The following is a 16,373-nucleotide window of genomic DNA, read 5'->3' on the forward strand; positions in this document are numbered from 1 at the left end:
GGCAGCTTAGGCTGCCTGTTTTTTAGCAATAGACACCAGCTCGCAACAGCAACCGCTACTTTTCTTTGCTGGCCGGATAGTTCACCCCGGGGAAGCTGCCCGCCAGCTCTTCCTCCAGCATGTTTAGTTTTTTACTGGCTTCGTGATCCGGCAAACCCTGATCGCGCACCTCACGCAGTATTGCCATCAGCCGGCGGCGATAATCCCAGTGCCATTCGCCGCGCTGCTCCCATTTAAAGGTACGCTGGAACAATAAAACAAAAGCAGGGATAGCAGCAATACCAGCGGATAGCTTAGTCTGACCATCACCAAAGATCTGGGCAAACGCCGGATAACTACTGGCAATGACCACTAGAAACAACAGAATGTGATTAAGCACAAAGTCAAATTTGGAATAACGATAACGAGCGGTAATTTCTCTTTCTATTTCCGCTACCACTGCACTTTTTTCTTCCATGACAAAGTTCTCGCTGATTCAGAGGTGATGAGTATTATAAAAATAGCACAACCATAGACACAGAATGTTCGAGCAGAATTATTGAGACAGGCGAGTAAAGTGCGACGAGCAAACTCGTGCTCCTTCAACCATGTTGGAGATAGCAATGTTTAGTAGTAAATCGCTAAACGCTGAAACGTGCATCCTTTAAAACAATGTAAAACAGACTAAATTGCGAGCAAAAAAAAAGCACCAAACGAATGATGCTTTTAATTTACCACTGTCAACACATAAAAAGCAGTGTGAACATTGACTTATTGTTTCTTAAATCTTCGTAACGATAAACTCAGAATACCTAAACCGAAGATAGCAAGAGTAGCAGGTTCTGGAATATCATTAACTATAGGATCCACAGGAGCTACTGGAGTACCATCAGCAGTAGCTGCCAGCAACAGATAATTACCACCAAACCTGAAGGTTTTAAATGTTTCACCTCCTAAATCTATTCCCCTGAACTCAAATTCATTAAAACCTCCTGGGGTAGAAATAGGTGCGGACATGGTTAAATCCCAAGTTTCCAGGATATTACCCAAATCATCTAAAGCCGAAATAAATGCATTGTCACCAACACCAGGTGCGTAATTCATGTAGGCACCAAAAAATGATATTTCAGTATCAAAAATAAGGTCGGCATAACCGGTGCCAGAATCAACGCCAATGTAGACTGCATCTCCGCCAAAAGAGCCATTACTATTTAAGCCATAACTGCCCTGACCTATTACAGAACCTTGACCACTGTTACCACCACCGCCCGGAGCAGCTACAAAAGTGATACCACCAGGTATAGCTTCAGGACCAAAAGTAAAGTTATAACTGCCTGTTTGAAAAGCAGTCAAATCCAAGCCTGGACCAGTATAACCGACATCGGAAGTTATTAATGTTGCATTAGCAAAGCCACCAGCTGCTAAGGTTAAACTAACCAATGCCGCTTTTAATATTTTTATGTTCATAATATTTTTCCTTAATAAAATGAGTTCCTGGCAATAGCATTTTTATGCGTATTGAACTGTTTGAAATCTCTTAGCAATATTTGCGCCAGGTATTTAAAGCTAGTATTTCCAGAGTGTTGGCTAAAGTAACTAATAAACCAAATGACAATATGTAAATTAACCAGACACACTCAGACCATAGAAGCAGCTCTCCAGTAGCAAGCGTTCAGCCCGGTAATCCTCAAAGCAGCAGGTTTTGCAAGCTCCACCGGCCGGCCGCAACCAGGCACATAACCTATGCTATGTTTAATTAACAATAAACCAACCTGGTCGTCTTTAGCCTATGAACCTTATCCCACAAATTGACTGGAGTATTGCGGCATTACATATCCGTGACTTGTTAATTGCATTCGTACTTGCTGTCCCGATCGGCTGGGACCGGGAAAAGCAGGAGCGTACGGCCGGTCTTCGAACCTTTCCACTGGTCGCAGTGGCAGCCTGCGGCTACATGCTGGTTGGCCTGCATGTTCTGGAGTCAACAGAAGCTGAATCGCGGGTGATGGAAGGCATCATTACCGGTATTGGCTTTATTGGTGGTGGCGCCATCCTGAAGAATGTTGTTAAAGGTGAGAGCTATGTTCGCGGTACAGCCACTGCAGCAAGCTTATGGTTAACGGGAGCTATAGGGTTGTCGGTTGCCGCCGGCATGCTTGAAATTGCGCTGGTTTTAAGTGCGGTAACCTTTATTACCTTACGTATTTTGACCGAAGCCAAAACCATGGTAAAGCAACCAGGGGATAAATAATGTGGCTATTTATCCTTATCGGTCGTTTTCAGCATGGCACGAATGCGGTCAATGTGAACCTGAGAATCTTTAGCCCGCTGTGCGACAGATGACGGCGATTTTTTAGCGTCATTTTTGCTCATGGTAACCAGCAGATTTTGCCGCTCCTCAAACATTCTGAGTGCAACCCATAGTGTTTCTTCAATCTTGGCAGTTTGCTGCGCCAGTAATACAGAGGAGGTAAACGCATGGCCGGTATGGCAACGATATCTCAGATGCTTGCCTTCTGCTATTTTCCATAGCACCCCACCACAGTCCGGGCAATTAAAAGGAACTTGCTCGCCCAGTGCCTCTACTGACGGTAAATCGCTTAGCACCCGCTGGGCAATCTTGGCTTCGATCACAATATCCTTGGGTGCTGGTTTGTTTGGCCTCAGCGGTTTGCTGACCAGATCCGATAACAATACGCCCATCTGCGCTATTGGCAGGCAATAGTCCGCGCCAACATTCGCTATTACAGATTGCGGCATGTCCGGATAAGCCGCGTCCGCCGGATCCTGGGCAATACACACCCCACCGCAGCGCTTGATCGCCCCCATACCACTGGTGCCATCATCCAGGTACCCGGTAAGAATAATGCCGATAACCCGGTTCCCATAAGCCACAGCTGCCGAGCGAAACAACGGGTCGATAGCAGGCCGCGACCGGTTTTCCCGCGCGCCTTTAGTAATCAGGATTTTGTCCTTCACAACCAGCATATGCTGATCCGATGGCGCCAGATAAATATGACCATTTTTAAAAACCTGGCCATCCTGACCATGTGTACATGGCAGGCCACCGCTGTCATTCAATACTTTAACCAGGGCGTCACCAGTGGTATCTGCCCCCATATGATTAACAATAAAAATCGCTGCCGGAAAATCCTTCGGAAATTGCGCGACCAGTTCGGTTAATGCTGACATGCCACCGGCAGAGGCGCCAACAACAATAAGCCTGGAGTTTCCGGCTTGATCCATTTCCACCTCCATTGATGCCGCTCGTGCGAAATATCAGGTTTAACATCGCATAATCCAGATTGCCCCCGGCGCAGCTACTGAATCAAGCTTAATAAATGCCTGTGCTTTCGCAATGTTCAATTGACAAAGAATAGCAGTGTAAAGGTTTAGTCGTTAGGTGGGTTGAAGCTTTGGCAGAATAAGTATGAAACGTGTCATACTGCCAAAATTGTTCAAGTTTAAGCTGTAGACTGTTTTAAACAACAGGAAACATTCCATGAAAAATCTGATAGCTGCCAGCGGGCTGAAACTGCCGGGCTTTAATTGGCACACCAGCGCCCTACGCTGGCTTACTTTCGCTGTTATGCTGCCGCTGCTTGCGCTGCCAGTACAGGCAGATAAGCCATTTAAAGTGGCTATTTTAATGTTCGATGATGTGCAGATCATCGATTTTGCCGCCCCCTATGAAGTATTCGGCCAGGCTAAATTTGAGGTGTTTACCGTGTCGGCAACTGGTAGACCGGTTACTACCGTTATGGGTTTGAGTGTCAACCCGACCTACAGTTTTGCTACTATGCCTGAAGCAGATGCCATCCTGGTGCCGGGCGGCAATACCGGTAAGGTTATGCATGATCAACAGGTCCTCAAATGGCTCAAATCCCAGCATGGCAAAGCCGAACATATTTTATCAGTGTGCACCGGCGCCCATATTCTGGCCGAGTCAGGTTTACTGGACGGGAAATCAGCGACTACTTTTCATCGGGCCCTGAACAGTTTTGAGCAAAACTACCCGGCAATTTCAGTTAAGCGGCAGCAACGTTTTGTCGATAACGGCCAAATCATTACCTCAGCGGGCTTATCCTCCGGCATTGATGCATCACTTCATTTGGTCAGCAAAGTATTGGGGGAAGACAAAGCCCGCACCGTGGCGCTGCACCTTGAATACGACTGGGATCCGAACAGCGGTTTTGTCCGGGCCAACATGGCCGACCGCATGTTTCCGGACAACGAATACAGCTGGCCAGATGGTATTTTGTTTGACCGCATAAGTGCCTTTGGTGACGAGCAGCGCTGGCAAATTAGCTATCAGGTTAAAACCAGCGCCACCGCACAAGATCTGATGCAGGTGTATAAAGCCGCGATGGCCAGCCATGCTAACTGGCAAGTTAACGATACCGGCGCGGCGCTACAGACTGAATGGCGTGGTACGAGCAATAATCAGGGCTGGTTAACCTCAGCGACAATAACCCGTGACAACGCGCCTGACACCTATGTCATGACTCTTGATGTTTATCAGCGGCCATAGGTATTAGGTGGTGGGTGTAAGGTGGTAGGTAAATAATGCTGCGTAAAAGAATCGGTTTTCTGTTGTTTGAACAATTTAACGCGCAGGATTTAATTGGTCCGCTCGAAGCCTTTCATACTGTTAGTGAGGTAACCGACTCGCCCTATCAATGTATTTTTATCGGGCCCGAGGCGGGCCAGTATCGCGCGGAGTCGGGTCTGGCGATGGTGGCAGATCTTTCTTTGGCAGAGATTTCTTTGGCAGATCTTGCTCTGGCAGAGCTGGCTTTAGAAGCTAACCAGCTGGATACGCTGATTATCCCCGGCGGTGCTGGCTCGCGAGCAGCTATGGTGCAAGCAGCAATATGCACCTGGTTGCGCCAGGCAAGGCCGGCTATCAGACGCATTGCCAGTGTCTGTACCGGCGCCTTTATTCTGGCTGAAAGCGGCCTGCTAAATGGTTTACCGGCCACCACGCACTGGGCGTTTGTCGAGGCCCTTAGTAAGGGCTACCCGAACATTCAGGTGCAGCCCAACGAGCTGTTTGTCGACAACGGCCATATCGCGACATCAGCAGGTATTACCTCAGGTATCGATTTAAGCTTAAAACTGATTGAAAATGACCTTGGCAGCGACATCGCCAGCCAGGTAGCCCGTTATCTGGTGGTGCATTTTCGCCGGGCCGGCGATCAGGCGCAGTATTCGGTGCCGCTGCAGTTTCAAAGTAAAGCGGATAGCCGCTTCAGTTCCCTGACCGGCTGGGTCCTGCAAAACCTGCAGCGCAATTTAAGCGTCAGCAGCCTGGCGGATTATTGCGGCATGAGTGAGCGCAATTTCTATCGTCACTTCGTTGAACAACTCGGTGAAACGCCGGCTCGATACATCGATTCCTTGCGTTTAGATTACGCCAGACAACTGTTAGTTGAAAAAGCCTGGCCAGTAGACAAGGTGGCACAAGCGTGCGGCTATCAAAGTAGCGACGCCTTTAGGCGCGCCTTTGTCCGTAAGTTTCTAATGGCACCGAATTCCTACCGCGAGCGGTTTCGCTGATCTCAATCGTCACCACGACAGACGGGCGGCTACCCGCGTCTTATCAACCTGCAGCGAAAACAACCAGCCATTGCGCTCACACAGTCGTTGCACGATACCTAAACCCAGACCATAGCCATGAGATGATATCCCGGTCGGCGTCTGCCGCTCATCAGCGCTCTGTTGGTTTGTGACTAAAGCGCTCAGCTGATTAGTAATTATAAGCTCATGCTCTTTAAGACGAATTGTCACCGGTCCCTGACCGTCGAGCGTGTGCTCGAACGCATTTCGCACCAGATTGTTGAGCGCAATAGCAAAAGCCTGTGGATGGCCACAGACGCTGGGGGTTGCCAGTTGCTCAATTTCAACATCGACCAATTTGCGGCTCAGCAGGTAGCGTTGCTGCTCTATCGCCTGGCTTAGCAGCGGCAGCACTAAAAACTGCTCGTCGTATAAGCCGTCGTCGGTTTCACGAGCAAGGCACAGGAACATTTCAATGGTGGTTTTCATCTCGAGCGTGGCGCGCCGCACCCGTTCAAGTGCCTTGACATCGCTGGCTGCCAGTTCGCTTTGTTCCAGCAGCTCAAGCGCGCCGGTGATTACCGTGATTGGCGTGCGAAGCTCATGACTGGCTGAACTGGTAAAGTAGCGCTCCCGTTCAACAAAGGCGTTAATACGCTCTAACGTTTTCTCAATGGCCGCAGCTAGCACGCCAACTTCATCATCACCAAACCGGCTGGCGTCTATCCGTTTATAATCCTCAGCCGATAGATGTTCCAGGTCGATGTCGGCAACCGCTTTGGCCAGTTGCGCAACAGGGGCGACAGCCCGGCGCATCACCACAATTCCCAGCCCAAAACCAACAATGCCCAGCGTGCCGACAACACCGGTGATTACCAGCAGCAACCACCAATCCTCGGACGACGCCGCCTCAATTCCGGCGACGTCGAACACCACAAAGGCGCGCGACTGTTCCTTGTCGGCAGGCAGCTGATCAATGCCGCCAGGCTGTTTATTCCCGATGGATAGCACTGCGACATGCAACTCTTCAGCTTCGAATTCGTACAATCCCTCAGCGGGGTTGGTCTCTGCCCACTGCCGTAGCGCTTGCGGCAAGCTGGCAATATCATCGTAGCCGCGAAGATTTGTTGTCGCAGCGGGATAGTTCTCGGCGGCAACCTGCAGCTGTTGGCTCAGCACCCGGTCTTCGCTTAACCTTATCGCCGCGAAGAACGCAAAACCCCAGACCACGCTGAGTACCGCAACACACACCGCAAATGCAAAGGCGACACGCTTGCGCAAACTATGCCGGTACATTAAGCATCCTCTGCGATGCGGTAGCCGATCCGATGCACCGTATGAATCAACGGGCTGGTAAACGGCTTGTCGATAGCCTGGCGCAGCTTGTACATATGCGAGCGAAGCGCATCACCATCTGGAGGCTCGTCAGCCCATAACAAGGTTTCAAGCACATCGCGGGCCACCACAGACGGCGCCAGCTCCATCAAGCGTTGCAGTAGTTTCAGACCAGCAGGGTTAAGATCGACCCGCCGTCCTGCCCGATGCACTTGCAGCGTTGACCTGTCCAGCGTCAACTCGCCAACAGTTAACAGGTTATCGGTTCTGCCATGACTGCGTTTATACAGCGCCTGCAGCCTTGCATGCAGCTCCTGTAATGCGAATGGCTTAACCAGATAGTCGTCGGCTCCCGCCGCAAAGCCTTTAAGTTTATCGTCAAGAGTGTCTCTGGCCGTCAGCATCAGCACCGGGGTTTCGAGTTTGGCATCAGCGCGCAGCTTTCGGCAGAAACTTAAGCCATCCATCCCCGGCAGCATCAAATCCAGCACGATAACGTCGAACGAATTCGTCAACGCCAGTTTCATTGCACTTATGCCGTCATAGGCAAAATCCGCAATATAGTGATGCTTTGCAAGATAGGCTGCAATGTTCTCGCAAATGTCGCGGTTGTCTTCGACAATTAACACTCTAACCGGCGATTCACCCAGTTTGCGACCCATCTGCTGCTCCCCTTTTTGCTGCTTCCTATTCCAATGCTTAATCCGGTTAGCAGGCCCGGTTGCCAAGCTCGGTTACCAGGCCCTTGCCATGCCCTCACCTCGCCCTTACCAAGAATAGTCCAGTCGCAACCCAAGCAGTGGTTCGGCTTCGCTACTGTCTTTTACTTCAACGCCGCGGCGGTAGTCAAACTCGGTGTCATCGCCCGACGATGCAGCAGTGACGTTGATGACATCAAGAAAGGCTGTTACATCTATCGGGCCAAAAGCGCGTCGATAGTCAACGCGGGCGTTTAACAAACCTGATCCGTCTTTGCGCCCGACATTACGCTCAGTAATCTCTTTCGAGTAGCGTAGCGGTTGTCCTGGCCCCAATACGTCTGAGTGAATAATAAAGTTGTCATCCGGCCGGCCGGAGAGATATTTGTAGCGTCCGGCCACTTTCCAGCGGTCGTTGATTTCCCAGGTAAGGCCCAGCGTAGCAACATGCTTGCGGTTGAATTCGGCAGCTACCTCACCCCTACCGTCTTTGCGATCAACCACAGCATCGTTGTAAGAATAGGTTGCACTGGCGTAAAGGCCTTCACGGATCATACCGCTAACCACAATATCGACGCCGTACGAGCTGCCGTCACCAATATTGGCAAAGGTGCCGCTGGCCCGATCCAGGTCTACCACCAGGTCGTCGAGGTTTTGATAATAGGCCTCGGTTAACACCGACCAGTTGCTGTTCAGGAAGTACTTTAAACCGACACTGGCATGGCTGATTTTTTCGCTCTTAAGCTCGTTTGACTCGTTAGCGGCAAGCTCTAAATACCGTGGCGACTGATAAAACAGCCCTGCGGTCGCAAAATATCTGACCGTGTTACCCGGCTGCCAGTTAACACTGAACCGGGGCGACGCGACGCTTTCATCGGCAAAGCCGTCCCTTTCCACCCGTAAGCCTGTGCCAAAATCCCAGGCTCCGACCTCAAAAACCTGATTGACGTAGCCAGCATAGCTGGTTTCTTGCTGATTTATGGCAGAGTTAATGTTCTCTGGCTCAAGCACAATATAACGCTGTTCCGGGTCTGGCCTGAAGTCATCGTCGTCGTAGATAAACCGGTTCCAGGCGCCAGCCAGCACAGTGTTGTAGTCCAGTTCAATTTGGGTTACCCGCACACCGGCACTGAACAGCCCCCATTGATTCATTGTCTCAAAATCGCTGCGCCAGCCGATCTCCGTTTCAGCTTCACCGATGGTAATAATGTCTTCCCGCACCGGAAAATCAGACGCGGGTGAACCTTCAGGCACCAGATCAGGAAAGGCTTCGCCCTCTGAGCTTATCTTGTCGCTGTTGCGGTAGTAAAGCTTATTAGTCCAGACCGCCGTTTCACCGATTAATGAGCGCAATGTCAGACCATACAAATCGCTATCCTGTTCAGAATCCTGCAGCGCAGCATCTTCAAAATTGGGCGATTCGAAAACATGAGTCACGTCGCGGCTATAGTCCTCGTGGGTATCCATCAGTAAAATTTCAACGGTGTGGCTCTGGTTGATTGGTATCACCGATTTTATGATGATATCTCTTAATACAGGCTCGCCAATGTCCAGCTCTTCAATAGTTTCAAACAACGCGCCGAAGTCCAGCCGCCGGGCTGAAAAGAGCATAGTAGCGTCTTCGGTGATGCCGGCAGGGCCGTCATAACCCACTTCATAACCGGCAAGGTCGAGGCGCAGGCTGGCTGACGGGCTTGGGTTGCCATCGGCGACATCCAGTTTAAGTAACGATGCAGCACGGCCACCATAAGCCGGCCCCCACCCGCCCGGTGAGAACTCTGCGCCGCTAATCACGTTCGGGGCAAAAATGGAGAAACGCCCGCCCCCACCGACATCTTCTTCTTCACCCAGGGTCGCATCAAAATGCACGGCTTTATCAAACGGAAAGTCATCAACGAATATCAAATTATCTCTTGGGCCACGGCCACGGACGCTAAAGCTGGCAAACTCACTGGCGGATGCCAGCCCAGGCAAACCGTCCAGCGACAGCAGCGGATCGGCGCCACCGCCAACAGCGCTTCGCAGCGCTTCCCGGTCGAGATAAGTACTGGACGCTGAGGCAGAGACATCAGCCTGCCGTCCCCGCACCTCGACTACTTCAACTGTCTGCTCTGCCAGTTCAAACCCAAGCTTGATATTTTTGCGCGTTATCACCCGCACGCTTGGCTCATACAATGCAACAAAGCCGCTTTTAGTTATGTTCACCGAGTACAGACCGGGGTCGAGCTGGTCAACAACGATGCGACCTTGTCCGTCGGTTGCAACAGTCCGGGTAGAGTTGGTGTCCCGTTCCCTGATTGTGATCTGCGCGTCTGACAGTGGCCGCGCTGTATTCTTATTTTTGACGACGACAGTCAGCGCACCCGCTGCTTCTGCGGCACTGGCAGAAATTGGCAAGCCAAAAAGTGGCATGCCAAGCAGCAGCGCCCACAGAGTCAACCACGATACCGGTTTAAATTGTCTACCCATCTTGCCATCCTCCAACAATCCGCTGTATTTTTGATAAAGCGCCGGCAGGTTAGCATAGTCAATGTCACTAAAAAGTCGCTGAAATATGCAAGCGACCAGAAAGATCCCCTCGTATTAATTCATAGTATCAGCGCTTTTCCAGTTTACTGAGGCCAGTTTCTAACGCCATAGACAAAGCTGCAGTTGGGGAACAGTTCATATTCTGTCACTGGCAGTAATTCAACGATTTCAATACTGCCAATTTGGTCTGTTTCAATTCTTTGTTCAATTTTAAAATAAAACCACCAGGCTTCATCGTTGGACTTAAGTTCGATATAAGGAAAACCAGTGATTCTCCAGCGCCCGTTCAACTGGGTATTGTTGTCGCCATCTTCGGTGTTAAATGTAAGCCGGTAAGTATTATTTTTATTTAGTTGCAAACCGATATCGGTATTACAATTTCTGCTTGCGTATAGGTGGGCAATATCCTGCGATAACAATCCCTCCTGCGGATTAAAGCCATCTGGCAAAAGAAGCAGTGCGACATTATTTTTTGAGTACCAATGATTACCTGAAACCAGCGAACTTGCGTTTTGCACAGACCATCCGATTTCGTTTAGTACACCGATTAGCCCCCCCACTGCTGAGTCATGGCGGATGAATGGCGAATAAATTAAACTGGAATGAGTGATCGTCTCAGGAAACAACAAATCATTTGGAATTACCTTGAAATTTGCTTCTTCGAGTTTTTTCGTAACTCTTTTAACTTCATCATCTGTAAGATAGCGAGAATACAGATGAATTTCAGTAGATGAGCAAGCAACTAAAAACAAAGACAAGAATAAACATAAAATAGGCTTCATTTGCGACAACACTTTCCTGTATGCCGAAGGCACGCCTAAATGGCTAGCAAGTTTTTGCGAGTCGACGGTCGCAGCGTAAAGCCGTCGCCGTGACTGGCCTTATTAGCGCGCACTAGACTGGACATGAATGCCTTAAGTCACTCAGCCGAAAACGCAACTCCCGCATTTTAACCAATAAATCCTCAAGCTGAGAAATTGAATAGCGGGTCTCAGCTTGCTCGGCAGAAGTTGGTAACCCAGTGACATTTGCTACCTGTTGCTGTCGAGGTATAAATCCCCAACGACCGTGAAATAGTTGATTTCGGATAGACCTGGCTGCGTGCGCATCTGATAACCATGATTTGTAAATATCGGCAGTTGTTGTATCCAAATATTTTTCTTGTACAAGCTTTTCGAGAACAAGCAATCTCTTATGAAAATTAGAGTCATTGAGCTTTTTGGTCAATGACTCTAATTGTCTTCCATCATCGGACCACACCAGAAATAGTCCAAGCTCCATATCTAGTCGAGAATACTCAAATAGCATGTAACCAAGAACGGTCGCTGCTTCTCGTTCAATTTCATCGTTCACCGCCATTGGCTCATACTTCCTCAAGACTTGTATCCACGCTAACACCACCTGGAGCGGCCCAAAAACCGCACCACGGGTTTGAGGTCCAGCGACCAGCGGGAGCGTTGCTGACTGGCATTGTTAAATTTTGTTTGACCAAAATTCATAATACTTAGTGAGCGCTTTAGGTACGGAAACATATGGGTTAGCATTATGCCCAGCCCCCTCGCTAAAACTGTGTGCCCATTGTAAATTGGCGGGAGCATTGGTTTCTAAAGCACTAAGTAGCCCCTTGAAAGAACCTGTAATAATTTCGTTTTCTTCTGCACCCAAGCTAAGGTATAAAAAAATAGGTTTACCTTCGGTAACGGACAAGTTTTTTGCAAACTCTTTTACAACCACCGAATCGTCGTACCAAGCTGCTGGACTAAAAGCAAAATACCCACTAAAAAGATCCGGTTTAGTAACAATTGTATAAAGTACTAAACTCCCACCTGCCGAAAAGCCAGTTAACAATCTGTTGTCGTTAATAGCGTAATTCTTCTCAAGATACGGGATCAATTCAGTTTCGATAAATGCCAAAAATGTATCAGCTTTACCAAATATATCCGGATGATTATCTTCTGTCAGGCGCGCTTCAATATTGACATCACGTCGGGCATACGGAGGAACTAAATCTCTGTTTCTCGAATCAACCCAAAATAGATTAGGTATTGCAACGATTATAGAATCTTCTGTAATTCCCTGTGAGCTTAACTCAGCCAGTGTTTCATCCCAGCGTTTCAGATTAAAATTGCCGTCAGTCTTAATGATGAGCGGGTACTCTTTACTTGGATCGTAACTGCCAGGTAGTCGGACAAAGATTTTCCTGCTTTCGCCTAATACCGAAGAGAAAATCGTTTCGTCAACAAAATCAGAAGTGTAATCTTCTTTGTATTGCTGTGCTTTAAAGATGGCAGCAACCCCTGCGGCTAGCAAAGCTGAAATTAACACAACATTTTTAATAACTCTGAAATTCACAAATTCTTCCTTGAAAAATTTAACGCGTTGCTATTGATTGTCGCAGCGTCGGCAGTCGGTGGAGGACATACGGTTTGTGGCCGAAACGAAATTAAACAACTTATTGACCTTAGTACTCAATACCATCTTTACCATCCTGGCAGTTAGGACATTTGCGCTGAAAAATATCTGTGCCGTTTGCACCGTAAACATGGCTGCAGTTTTTATTCATACACTCAAGTTTGTAGGAAACCTGCCCATGATCTGTGCCGCTAACGCCGCGAGTACCATGATTTTGTTGGTTGTTGCGATTCACGAAGCCAATTTTTGTTGTATCTGTACTTCCACTTTTCCACATACTCGCGAATCCTTACACGAAACTTTAGCCAATTGTTATGACTATTTGAACTGAGGCTTCCAGCCCAACATATCGTAAAACTGACCGACAAATTCTTCTTTCCACTCATCAAAAGGATACACCTTTCTGGGGTATTCACCCAAGAACCGAACAAACTCATGATATAGGCGAATAATCCAGTCGTCTCTGCCAAGATCATTCGCGAACCCTGACATTTTTTCGCCGTGTATCTCTTTCTGGAAGTGATAGACCGCGTTCCTGGCCCTTCTTAGAAGTTCGACCCCTTCTTTATTATTGGATAAAACATGATCAATCTTCGAATCTTCAATTTGCAGTTGCTTCCAGCCTTCTATTACCACGTACATGGATGCAAAAAATTGGTATGCAACTGCAATTGATTCAGATTCTGTGTGGTCTTCAGGACATATCCACCGATCAACGTTTAGCTGTGCCCAGTGCAGATACTGCCCCCATGACACAACTTCTTTTAGCTTATCCCAGTTCATAGTAAATCATAACTCAACGTATTCGGGCGACGACCGCGCAGCGATCTCAAGCCGCGAGTGCTGCACCTTGCTAAAGCCAATTTACTTTTTACTAAGTTCATCAAGTTTCCGATGAATGATATTTAGCTGCAAATCGATTTGTTGATCATTAATATGTTTCGAATGTATTGAGCTCTCTAATGCGTAAATAATATAACCAATGACGACATACAAGCCGAAATCAAAATATATAATCAAGAATACTGCGACTGAAATTTTTAACGCAGACCAGAACGCTATGGAAAAGAATTTTGCATCCAATAGTTTTTTTATCTGTTGCTCTTGTTCAATAAACATAATTCTCGATTAACCCCAACGCTTTAGTGTTTTATCCAGCACGGTGTTCAATGATGGATAAACTTCTGTTGAACGTTCCGGTTCGCTTAATTTTTGGTATGAGTGATGCTAATAGAGTTTGTTTATTTAGGGAACAATTAATTTACAGGCTTTAGTAGCCCCGCGAATTACAGTAAACATTTTGCGCAGAACTTCTGGCACTAACTCAGAACTGGCGTTTATTGTATCAATAGTTTAAGTAGTCGCTCCTTACGAGCCAGGTAAACATCATAGCCGTCATGGTCTTGCCCGGATAACGCGAGCGCTTTGTTGACCTCTGCGAGCGACTCTTCGTACCTCTCACTTTGCTCGTAGCCATAAGCCAGACCGTTGTATGCATCTGGTTTTTCCGGATAAAGCGATATACCGTATTTAAACAATTTAATCGCTTGCTGAAGATCACCGTTATTGGCGAAATGGTAACCCAGCTCGCGAACCACCCATTCCGGCGGCGGAGTCTGCTCGCCATATTGCGTTGACAGTCGATGGTAATAGTCTGAAATTGAGCTGGTGTCGCCGGTATAGACTGGTAGCGGCATCCGTAACGGTAAGAACAGATTCTGATAGGCATTAAAAATGCCAGCGGCTGAAGTCAATCCGTGCGGGACCTTGTCGAACTCATCATTGATGAACGTTAAGCCTTTAGGTGTGTTGGACGCAACGAAGTGTTGCAAATCGTCATACCGCTCTCTCATCAAGCCGCTTTCTTCACCAATGTTCATATATAAATAGTTGTCTAAGTTTGTTGTTTTAGACAGGAACGCTTTTGTGCTTTTCGCCGTTGCCCCGTAATTCCACCAAACAGCCGCGCTGTAAGCTAAATGCGCCTGAAAAAGTTCTGGATTGGTTTGAAGTGCATAAAGTACGAATACACCGCCAGCAGACGCACCGGCAATGACTTTAAAGTTATGAGTTCGGTATTTTTTATCAACGAAAGGGATAAGTTCGTTTTCTATAAAGTTTAAGAACTTTGGCGCGCCACCGCCAATGCCCACTGGCCCCTGTGGCTCTTGATTCACGGTTGGATAAAAATCTCTCATCCTGTCCGTATTTTCAATAGCAACAATGATAACTTCAGGCGCAGCGTTTGCTTCTTGCAGCCTCTCTAAAACCGCCGTAATAAGCGGGATATTGCCGTTACCATCAAGACGATAAATAACGGGATATTTATTGTCCGGTGCGGAACTATAGCTCTTGGGAAGTTGTACCGTGATAGTTCTGCTCTCGTTAAGAGCTTCAGAATGAAGTGTCTCTGTCAGTAGTCTGTATTCTCCATTTGAATCTGATGCCTGCTGAGCGGAAACAGATGAAGTCATAATTGAGAAAACTACAGCGGTAGCTATTCTTTTGGCAATATTCCCTTTTGTCATTATTTTTCCAATTATTTCAATGCTTTCGATGAACGTGAAGCGGAAGTAATACCTATACCAGCAGATGAAGTATATGTAAACGACAACAGTTATCTGGCACGGACATTTATCAGGCCCTCAGGGTCTGGTAAATCACTTGCCTTTGTATACATCAGAGCGATGCCCGATTTTTATCACTTGCACGACTAACTCGTTATCTTTGATCTCATAAATAATTCTGTAAAGTCCCTGCCTGATACGATACAGCGCTTGTCCACTTAGTTTAATTGCACCTACTCTTCGTGGGTTGTCGGCAAGCGTATTAATTTTGGCTAATATTTTATATATGTCTGCTTTGGGTATCGCACTTAAATCTTTGGCTACAGACTTTTTAAACGTTATTTTATATTTTTCCATCAGCTTGCAGACTATTTAGCAATTCTTCATACGATATTTCAGGTTCGTTGGCTCTTTGCCTTACCGCCGCGAGATCTTCCTGATCCTCGCGCATAAGTAATCTTACTGCTTCATCAATAAGTTCAGATATAGAAGTGTCAGAAGAAGCCGCTCTGAGTTTTAAGGCGTGGTGAATAGATGGTTCAAAGTAAACAGTTGAACGTTTGGATAAAGTGCTCATAAATCACCTCAATCATAATGACATCACAACATTATAGCGTTATAACATTATTTTCGCGAGAAGCCATTCGCAAGAGGCCATAAGTTTAGTGGCATCAGCTATGCTTTTGACATAATCAGCCAAATGCCTAAGCGCTGAACGTTGTTAAATATTTATACCGTAAATCTCTTAGCCACAGTAGCAACCCGTTGCCCCAGATAATGGGCGGTAATTAAATCAGTTTCGTTTAGTACACCATCGGTGGAATGAGCTATTAAACCTGATTGCGCACCAAGTCGGTTGCGCTGCTCTGGGTCACAGTTACCGGGAATGTCGAGGCCTGCCCATAGCATGCCATGCTGGCTGGCGAAAATTTGCATATATTGAATAGTATTAAGTTGATCACCACTGAAGTTTGAACCAATAGTAAAACCGGCAGCCACTTTATCACTCCATTTTTTTACTGCCCACAGATCACCGGTAGCATCGGCGAACGCTTTAAATTGCGCCGACACAGAGCCCATAAAGGTTGGTGAACCGAAAACCATGGCATCAGCATCTGATAACTGGTCAATTAACGCCGTGTTGATATAGCGTCCTTCGATAATATCCGCCCCCAGTAATTCCAGGCTAACCACATTAACGCCGGTAACAGCAGAGGCGCCGGCGGCCACTGCCTGTGCCAACTTTTTTGTGGAACCGGTTGCCGAGTGAAAAATAACTGCAAGTTTCGTCATA

Annotated in this window: 18 protein-coding genes; 3 read left to right on the top strand and 15 right to left on the bottom strand. The window is 47.6% G+C overall.

Features of this window, described 5'->3' with window-relative positions; translation table 11 throughout:
- Nucleotides 1-55: 55 nt before the first annotated feature.
- Nucleotides 56-457 (bottom strand): hypothetical protein, encoded by a 402-nt coding sequence (locus CRO03_RS01970; RefSeq protein ID WP_097109883.1) that lies wholly within the window; start codon nucleotides 455-457, stop codon nucleotides 56-58.
- Between the two features lie 293 nt (nucleotides 458-750).
- Nucleotides 751-1,446, bottom strand: a complete 696-nt coding sequence (locus CRO03_RS01975; protein ID WP_097109884.1) for a PEP-CTERM sorting domain-containing protein — start codon at nucleotides 1,444-1,446, stop codon at nucleotides 751-753.
- Nucleotides 1,447-1,768: 322 nt separating this feature from the next.
- Here CRO03_RS01975 and CRO03_RS01980 point away from each other — a divergent pair, with 322 nt between their 5' ends.
- Nucleotides 1,769-2,230, top strand: a complete 462-nt coding sequence (locus tag CRO03_RS01980) for an MgtC/SapB family protein (RefSeq protein ID WP_097109885.1) — start codon at nucleotides 1,769-1,771, stop codon at nucleotides 2,228-2,230.
- Nucleotides 2,231-2,235: 5 nt separating this feature from the next.
- On the opposite strand, the gene CRO03_RS01985 is transcribed toward CRO03_RS01980, so the two are convergent.
- A complete protein-coding gene (locus tag CRO03_RS01985) occupies nucleotides 2,236-3,225 on the bottom strand; it encodes a chemotaxis protein CheB (protein ID WP_097110364.1) in 990 nt (329 codons plus the stop codon).
- Nucleotides 3,226-3,481: 256 nt separating this feature from the next.
- On the opposite strand from CRO03_RS01985, the gene CRO03_RS01990 reads away from it, so the two are divergent.
- Both CRO03_RS01990 and CRO03_RS01995 read left to right on the top strand, forming a co-directional pair.
- Nucleotides 3,482-4,510: a DJ-1/PfpI family protein gene (locus CRO03_RS01990; protein WP_212682312.1), complete on the top strand. Its 1,029-nt coding sequence runs from the start codon at nucleotides 3,482-3,484 to the stop codon at nucleotides 4,508-4,510.
- A gap of 35 nt (nucleotides 4,511-4,545) precedes the next feature.
- Nucleotides 4,546-5,538 carry a GlxA family transcriptional regulator gene (locus tag CRO03_RS01995; RefSeq protein ID WP_097109886.1) on the top strand — a complete coding sequence of 331 codons (993 nt, stop codon included), beginning with the start codon at nucleotides 4,546-4,548 and terminating at the stop codon, nucleotides 5,536-5,538.
- A 9-nt stretch (nucleotides 5,539-5,547) separates the two neighbouring features.
- On the opposite strand, the gene CRO03_RS02000 is transcribed toward CRO03_RS01995, so the two are convergent.
- From CRO03_RS02000 to CRO03_RS02060, 12 genes are all read right to left on the bottom strand, one after another.
- Nucleotides 5,548-6,834 (bottom strand): sensor histidine kinase, encoded by a 1,287-nt coding sequence (locus CRO03_RS02000; RefSeq protein WP_097109887.1) that lies wholly within the window; start codon nucleotides 6,832-6,834, stop codon nucleotides 5,548-5,550.
- A complete protein-coding gene (locus CRO03_RS02005) occupies nucleotides 6,834-7,535 on the bottom strand; it encodes a response regulator transcription factor (protein ID WP_097109888.1) in 702 nt (233 codons plus the stop codon). Before CRO03_RS02005 ends, CRO03_RS02000 begins: the two co-directional genes overlap by 1 nt.
- Nucleotides 7,536-7,640: 105 nt before the next feature.
- Entirely contained in the window at nucleotides 7,641-10,040 is a 2,400-nt protein-coding gene (locus CRO03_RS02010; protein ID WP_097109889.1) for a TonB-dependent receptor, read from the bottom strand.
- Nucleotides 10,041-10,183: 143 nt separating this feature from the next.
- Complete coding sequence (locus tag CRO03_RS02015; RefSeq protein WP_097109890.1) at nucleotides 10,184-10,882, bottom strand: hypothetical protein; 699 nt, start codon at nucleotides 10,880-10,882, stop codon at nucleotides 10,184-10,186.
- A 112-nt stretch (nucleotides 10,883-10,994) separates the two neighbouring features.
- On the bottom strand, nucleotides 10,995-11,459 hold the full coding sequence (locus tag CRO03_RS02020; RefSeq protein ID WP_097109891.1) for a hypothetical protein: 465 nt from the start codon (nucleotides 11,457-11,459) through the stop codon (nucleotides 10,995-10,997).
- A 114-nt stretch (nucleotides 11,460-11,573) separates the two neighbouring features.
- Entirely contained in the window at nucleotides 11,574-12,452 is an 879-nt protein-coding gene (locus CRO03_RS02025; protein WP_097109892.1) for an alpha/beta hydrolase, read from the bottom strand.
- Between the two features lie 109 nt (nucleotides 12,453-12,561).
- The gene (locus CRO03_RS02030) at nucleotides 12,562-12,789 is read right to left on the bottom strand and encodes a hypothetical protein (protein WP_097109893.1); all 228 of its coding nucleotides are present in this window, start codon (nucleotides 12,787-12,789) and stop codon (nucleotides 12,562-12,564) included.
- Nucleotides 12,790-12,830: 41 nt separating this feature from the next.
- Nucleotides 12,831-13,295: a hypothetical protein gene (locus tag CRO03_RS02035; protein ID WP_097109894.1), complete on the bottom strand. Its 465-nt coding sequence runs from the start codon at nucleotides 13,293-13,295 to the stop codon at nucleotides 12,831-12,833.
- 554 nt (nucleotides 13,296-13,849) lie between these two features.
- A complete protein-coding gene (locus tag CRO03_RS02045) occupies nucleotides 13,850-15,040 on the bottom strand; it encodes an alpha/beta hydrolase-fold protein (RefSeq protein ID WP_097109896.1) in 1,191 nt (396 codons plus the stop codon).
- A 132-nt stretch (nucleotides 15,041-15,172) separates the two neighbouring features.
- A complete protein-coding gene (locus CRO03_RS02050) occupies nucleotides 15,173-15,436 on the bottom strand; it encodes a type II toxin-antitoxin system RelE family toxin (RefSeq protein ID WP_097109897.1) in 264 nt (87 codons plus the stop codon).
- The gene (locus tag CRO03_RS02055; RefSeq protein WP_097109898.1) at nucleotides 15,423-15,656 is read right to left on the bottom strand and encodes a ribbon-helix-helix domain-containing protein; all 234 of its coding nucleotides are present in this window, start codon (nucleotides 15,654-15,656) and stop codon (nucleotides 15,423-15,425) included. Before CRO03_RS02055 ends, CRO03_RS02050 begins: the two co-directional genes overlap by 14 nt.
- 152 nt (nucleotides 15,657-15,808) lie before the next feature.
- On the bottom strand, nucleotides 15,809-16,372 hold the full coding sequence (locus CRO03_RS02060) for a flavodoxin family protein (protein ID WP_097109899.1): 564 nt from the start codon (nucleotides 16,370-16,372) through the stop codon (nucleotides 15,809-15,811).
- Between the last annotated feature and the right edge of the window lies 1 nt (nucleotide 16,373).

The sequence above is a fragment of the Arsukibacterium tuosuense genome (assembly GCF_900215315.1).
Classification (GTDB): domain Bacteria; phylum Pseudomonadota; class Gammaproteobacteria; order Enterobacterales; family Alteromonadaceae; genus Alishewanella; species Alishewanella tuosuense.

What these genes read in the sequence shown, in the direction of transcription:
- CRO03_RS01970 (WP_097109883.1), bottom strand. Translation starts at nt 457, where the DNA reads ATGGAAGAAAAAAGTGCAGTGGTAGCGGAAATAGAAAGAGAAATTACC.
- CRO03_RS01975 (WP_097109884.1), bottom strand. Translation starts at nt 1,446, where the DNA reads ATGAACATAAAAATATTAAAAGCGGCATTGGTTAGTTTAACCTTAGCA.
- CRO03_RS01980 (WP_097109885.1), top strand. Translation starts at nt 1,769, where the DNA reads ATGAACCTTATCCCACAAATTGACTGGAGTATTGCGGCATTACATATC.
- CRO03_RS01985 (WP_097110364.1), bottom strand. Translation starts at nt 3,225, where the DNA reads ATGGATCAAGCCGGAAACTCCAGGCTTATTGTTGTTGGCGCCTCTGCC.
- CRO03_RS01990 (WP_212682312.1), top strand. Translation starts at nt 3,482, where the DNA reads ATGAAAAATCTGATAGCTGCCAGCGGGCTGAAACTGCCGGGCTTTAAT.
- CRO03_RS01995 (WP_097109886.1), top strand. Translation starts at nt 4,546, where the DNA reads ATGCTGCGTAAAAGAATCGGTTTTCTGTTGTTTGAACAATTTAACGCG.
- CRO03_RS02000 (WP_097109887.1), bottom strand. Translation starts at nt 6,834, where the DNA reads ATGTACCGGCATAGTTTGCGCAAGCGTGTCGCCTTTGCATTTGCGGTG.
- CRO03_RS02005 (WP_097109888.1), bottom strand. Translation starts at nt 7,535, where the DNA reads ATGGGTCGCAAACTGGGTGAATCGCCGGTTAGAGTGTTAATTGTCGAA.
- CRO03_RS02010 (WP_097109889.1), bottom strand. Translation starts at nt 10,040, where the DNA reads ATGGGTAGACAATTTAAACCGGTATCGTGGTTGACTCTGTGGGCGCTG.
- CRO03_RS02015 (WP_097109890.1), bottom strand. Translation starts at nt 10,882, where the DNA reads ATGAAGCCTATTTTATGTTTATTCTTGTCTTTGTTTTTAGTTGCTTGC.
- CRO03_RS02020 (WP_097109891.1), bottom strand. Translation starts at nt 11,459, where the DNA reads ATGGCGGTGAACGATGAAATTGAACGAGAAGCAGCGACCGTTCTTGGT.
- CRO03_RS02030 (WP_097109893.1), bottom strand. Translation starts at nt 12,789, where the DNA reads ATGTGGAAAAGTGGAAGTACAGATACAACAAAAATTGGCTTCGTGAAT.
- CRO03_RS02035 (WP_097109894.1), bottom strand. Translation starts at nt 13,295, where the DNA reads ATGAACTGGGATAAGCTAAAAGAAGTTGTGTCATGGGGGCAGTATCTG.
- CRO03_RS02045 (WP_097109896.1), bottom strand. Translation starts at nt 15,040, where the DNA reads ATGACAAAAGGGAATATTGCCAAAAGAATAGCTACCGCTGTAGTTTTC.
- CRO03_RS02050 (WP_097109897.1), bottom strand. Translation starts at nt 15,436, where the DNA reads ATGGAAAAATATAAAATAACGTTTAAAAAGTCTGTAGCCAAAGATTTA.
- CRO03_RS02055 (WP_097109898.1), bottom strand. Translation starts at nt 15,656, where the DNA reads ATGAGCACTTTATCCAAACGTTCAACTGTTTACTTTGAACCATCTATT.
- CRO03_RS02060 (WP_097109899.1), bottom strand. Translation starts at nt 16,372, where the DNA reads ATGACGAAACTTGCAGTTATTTTTCACTCGGCAACCGGTTCCACAAAA.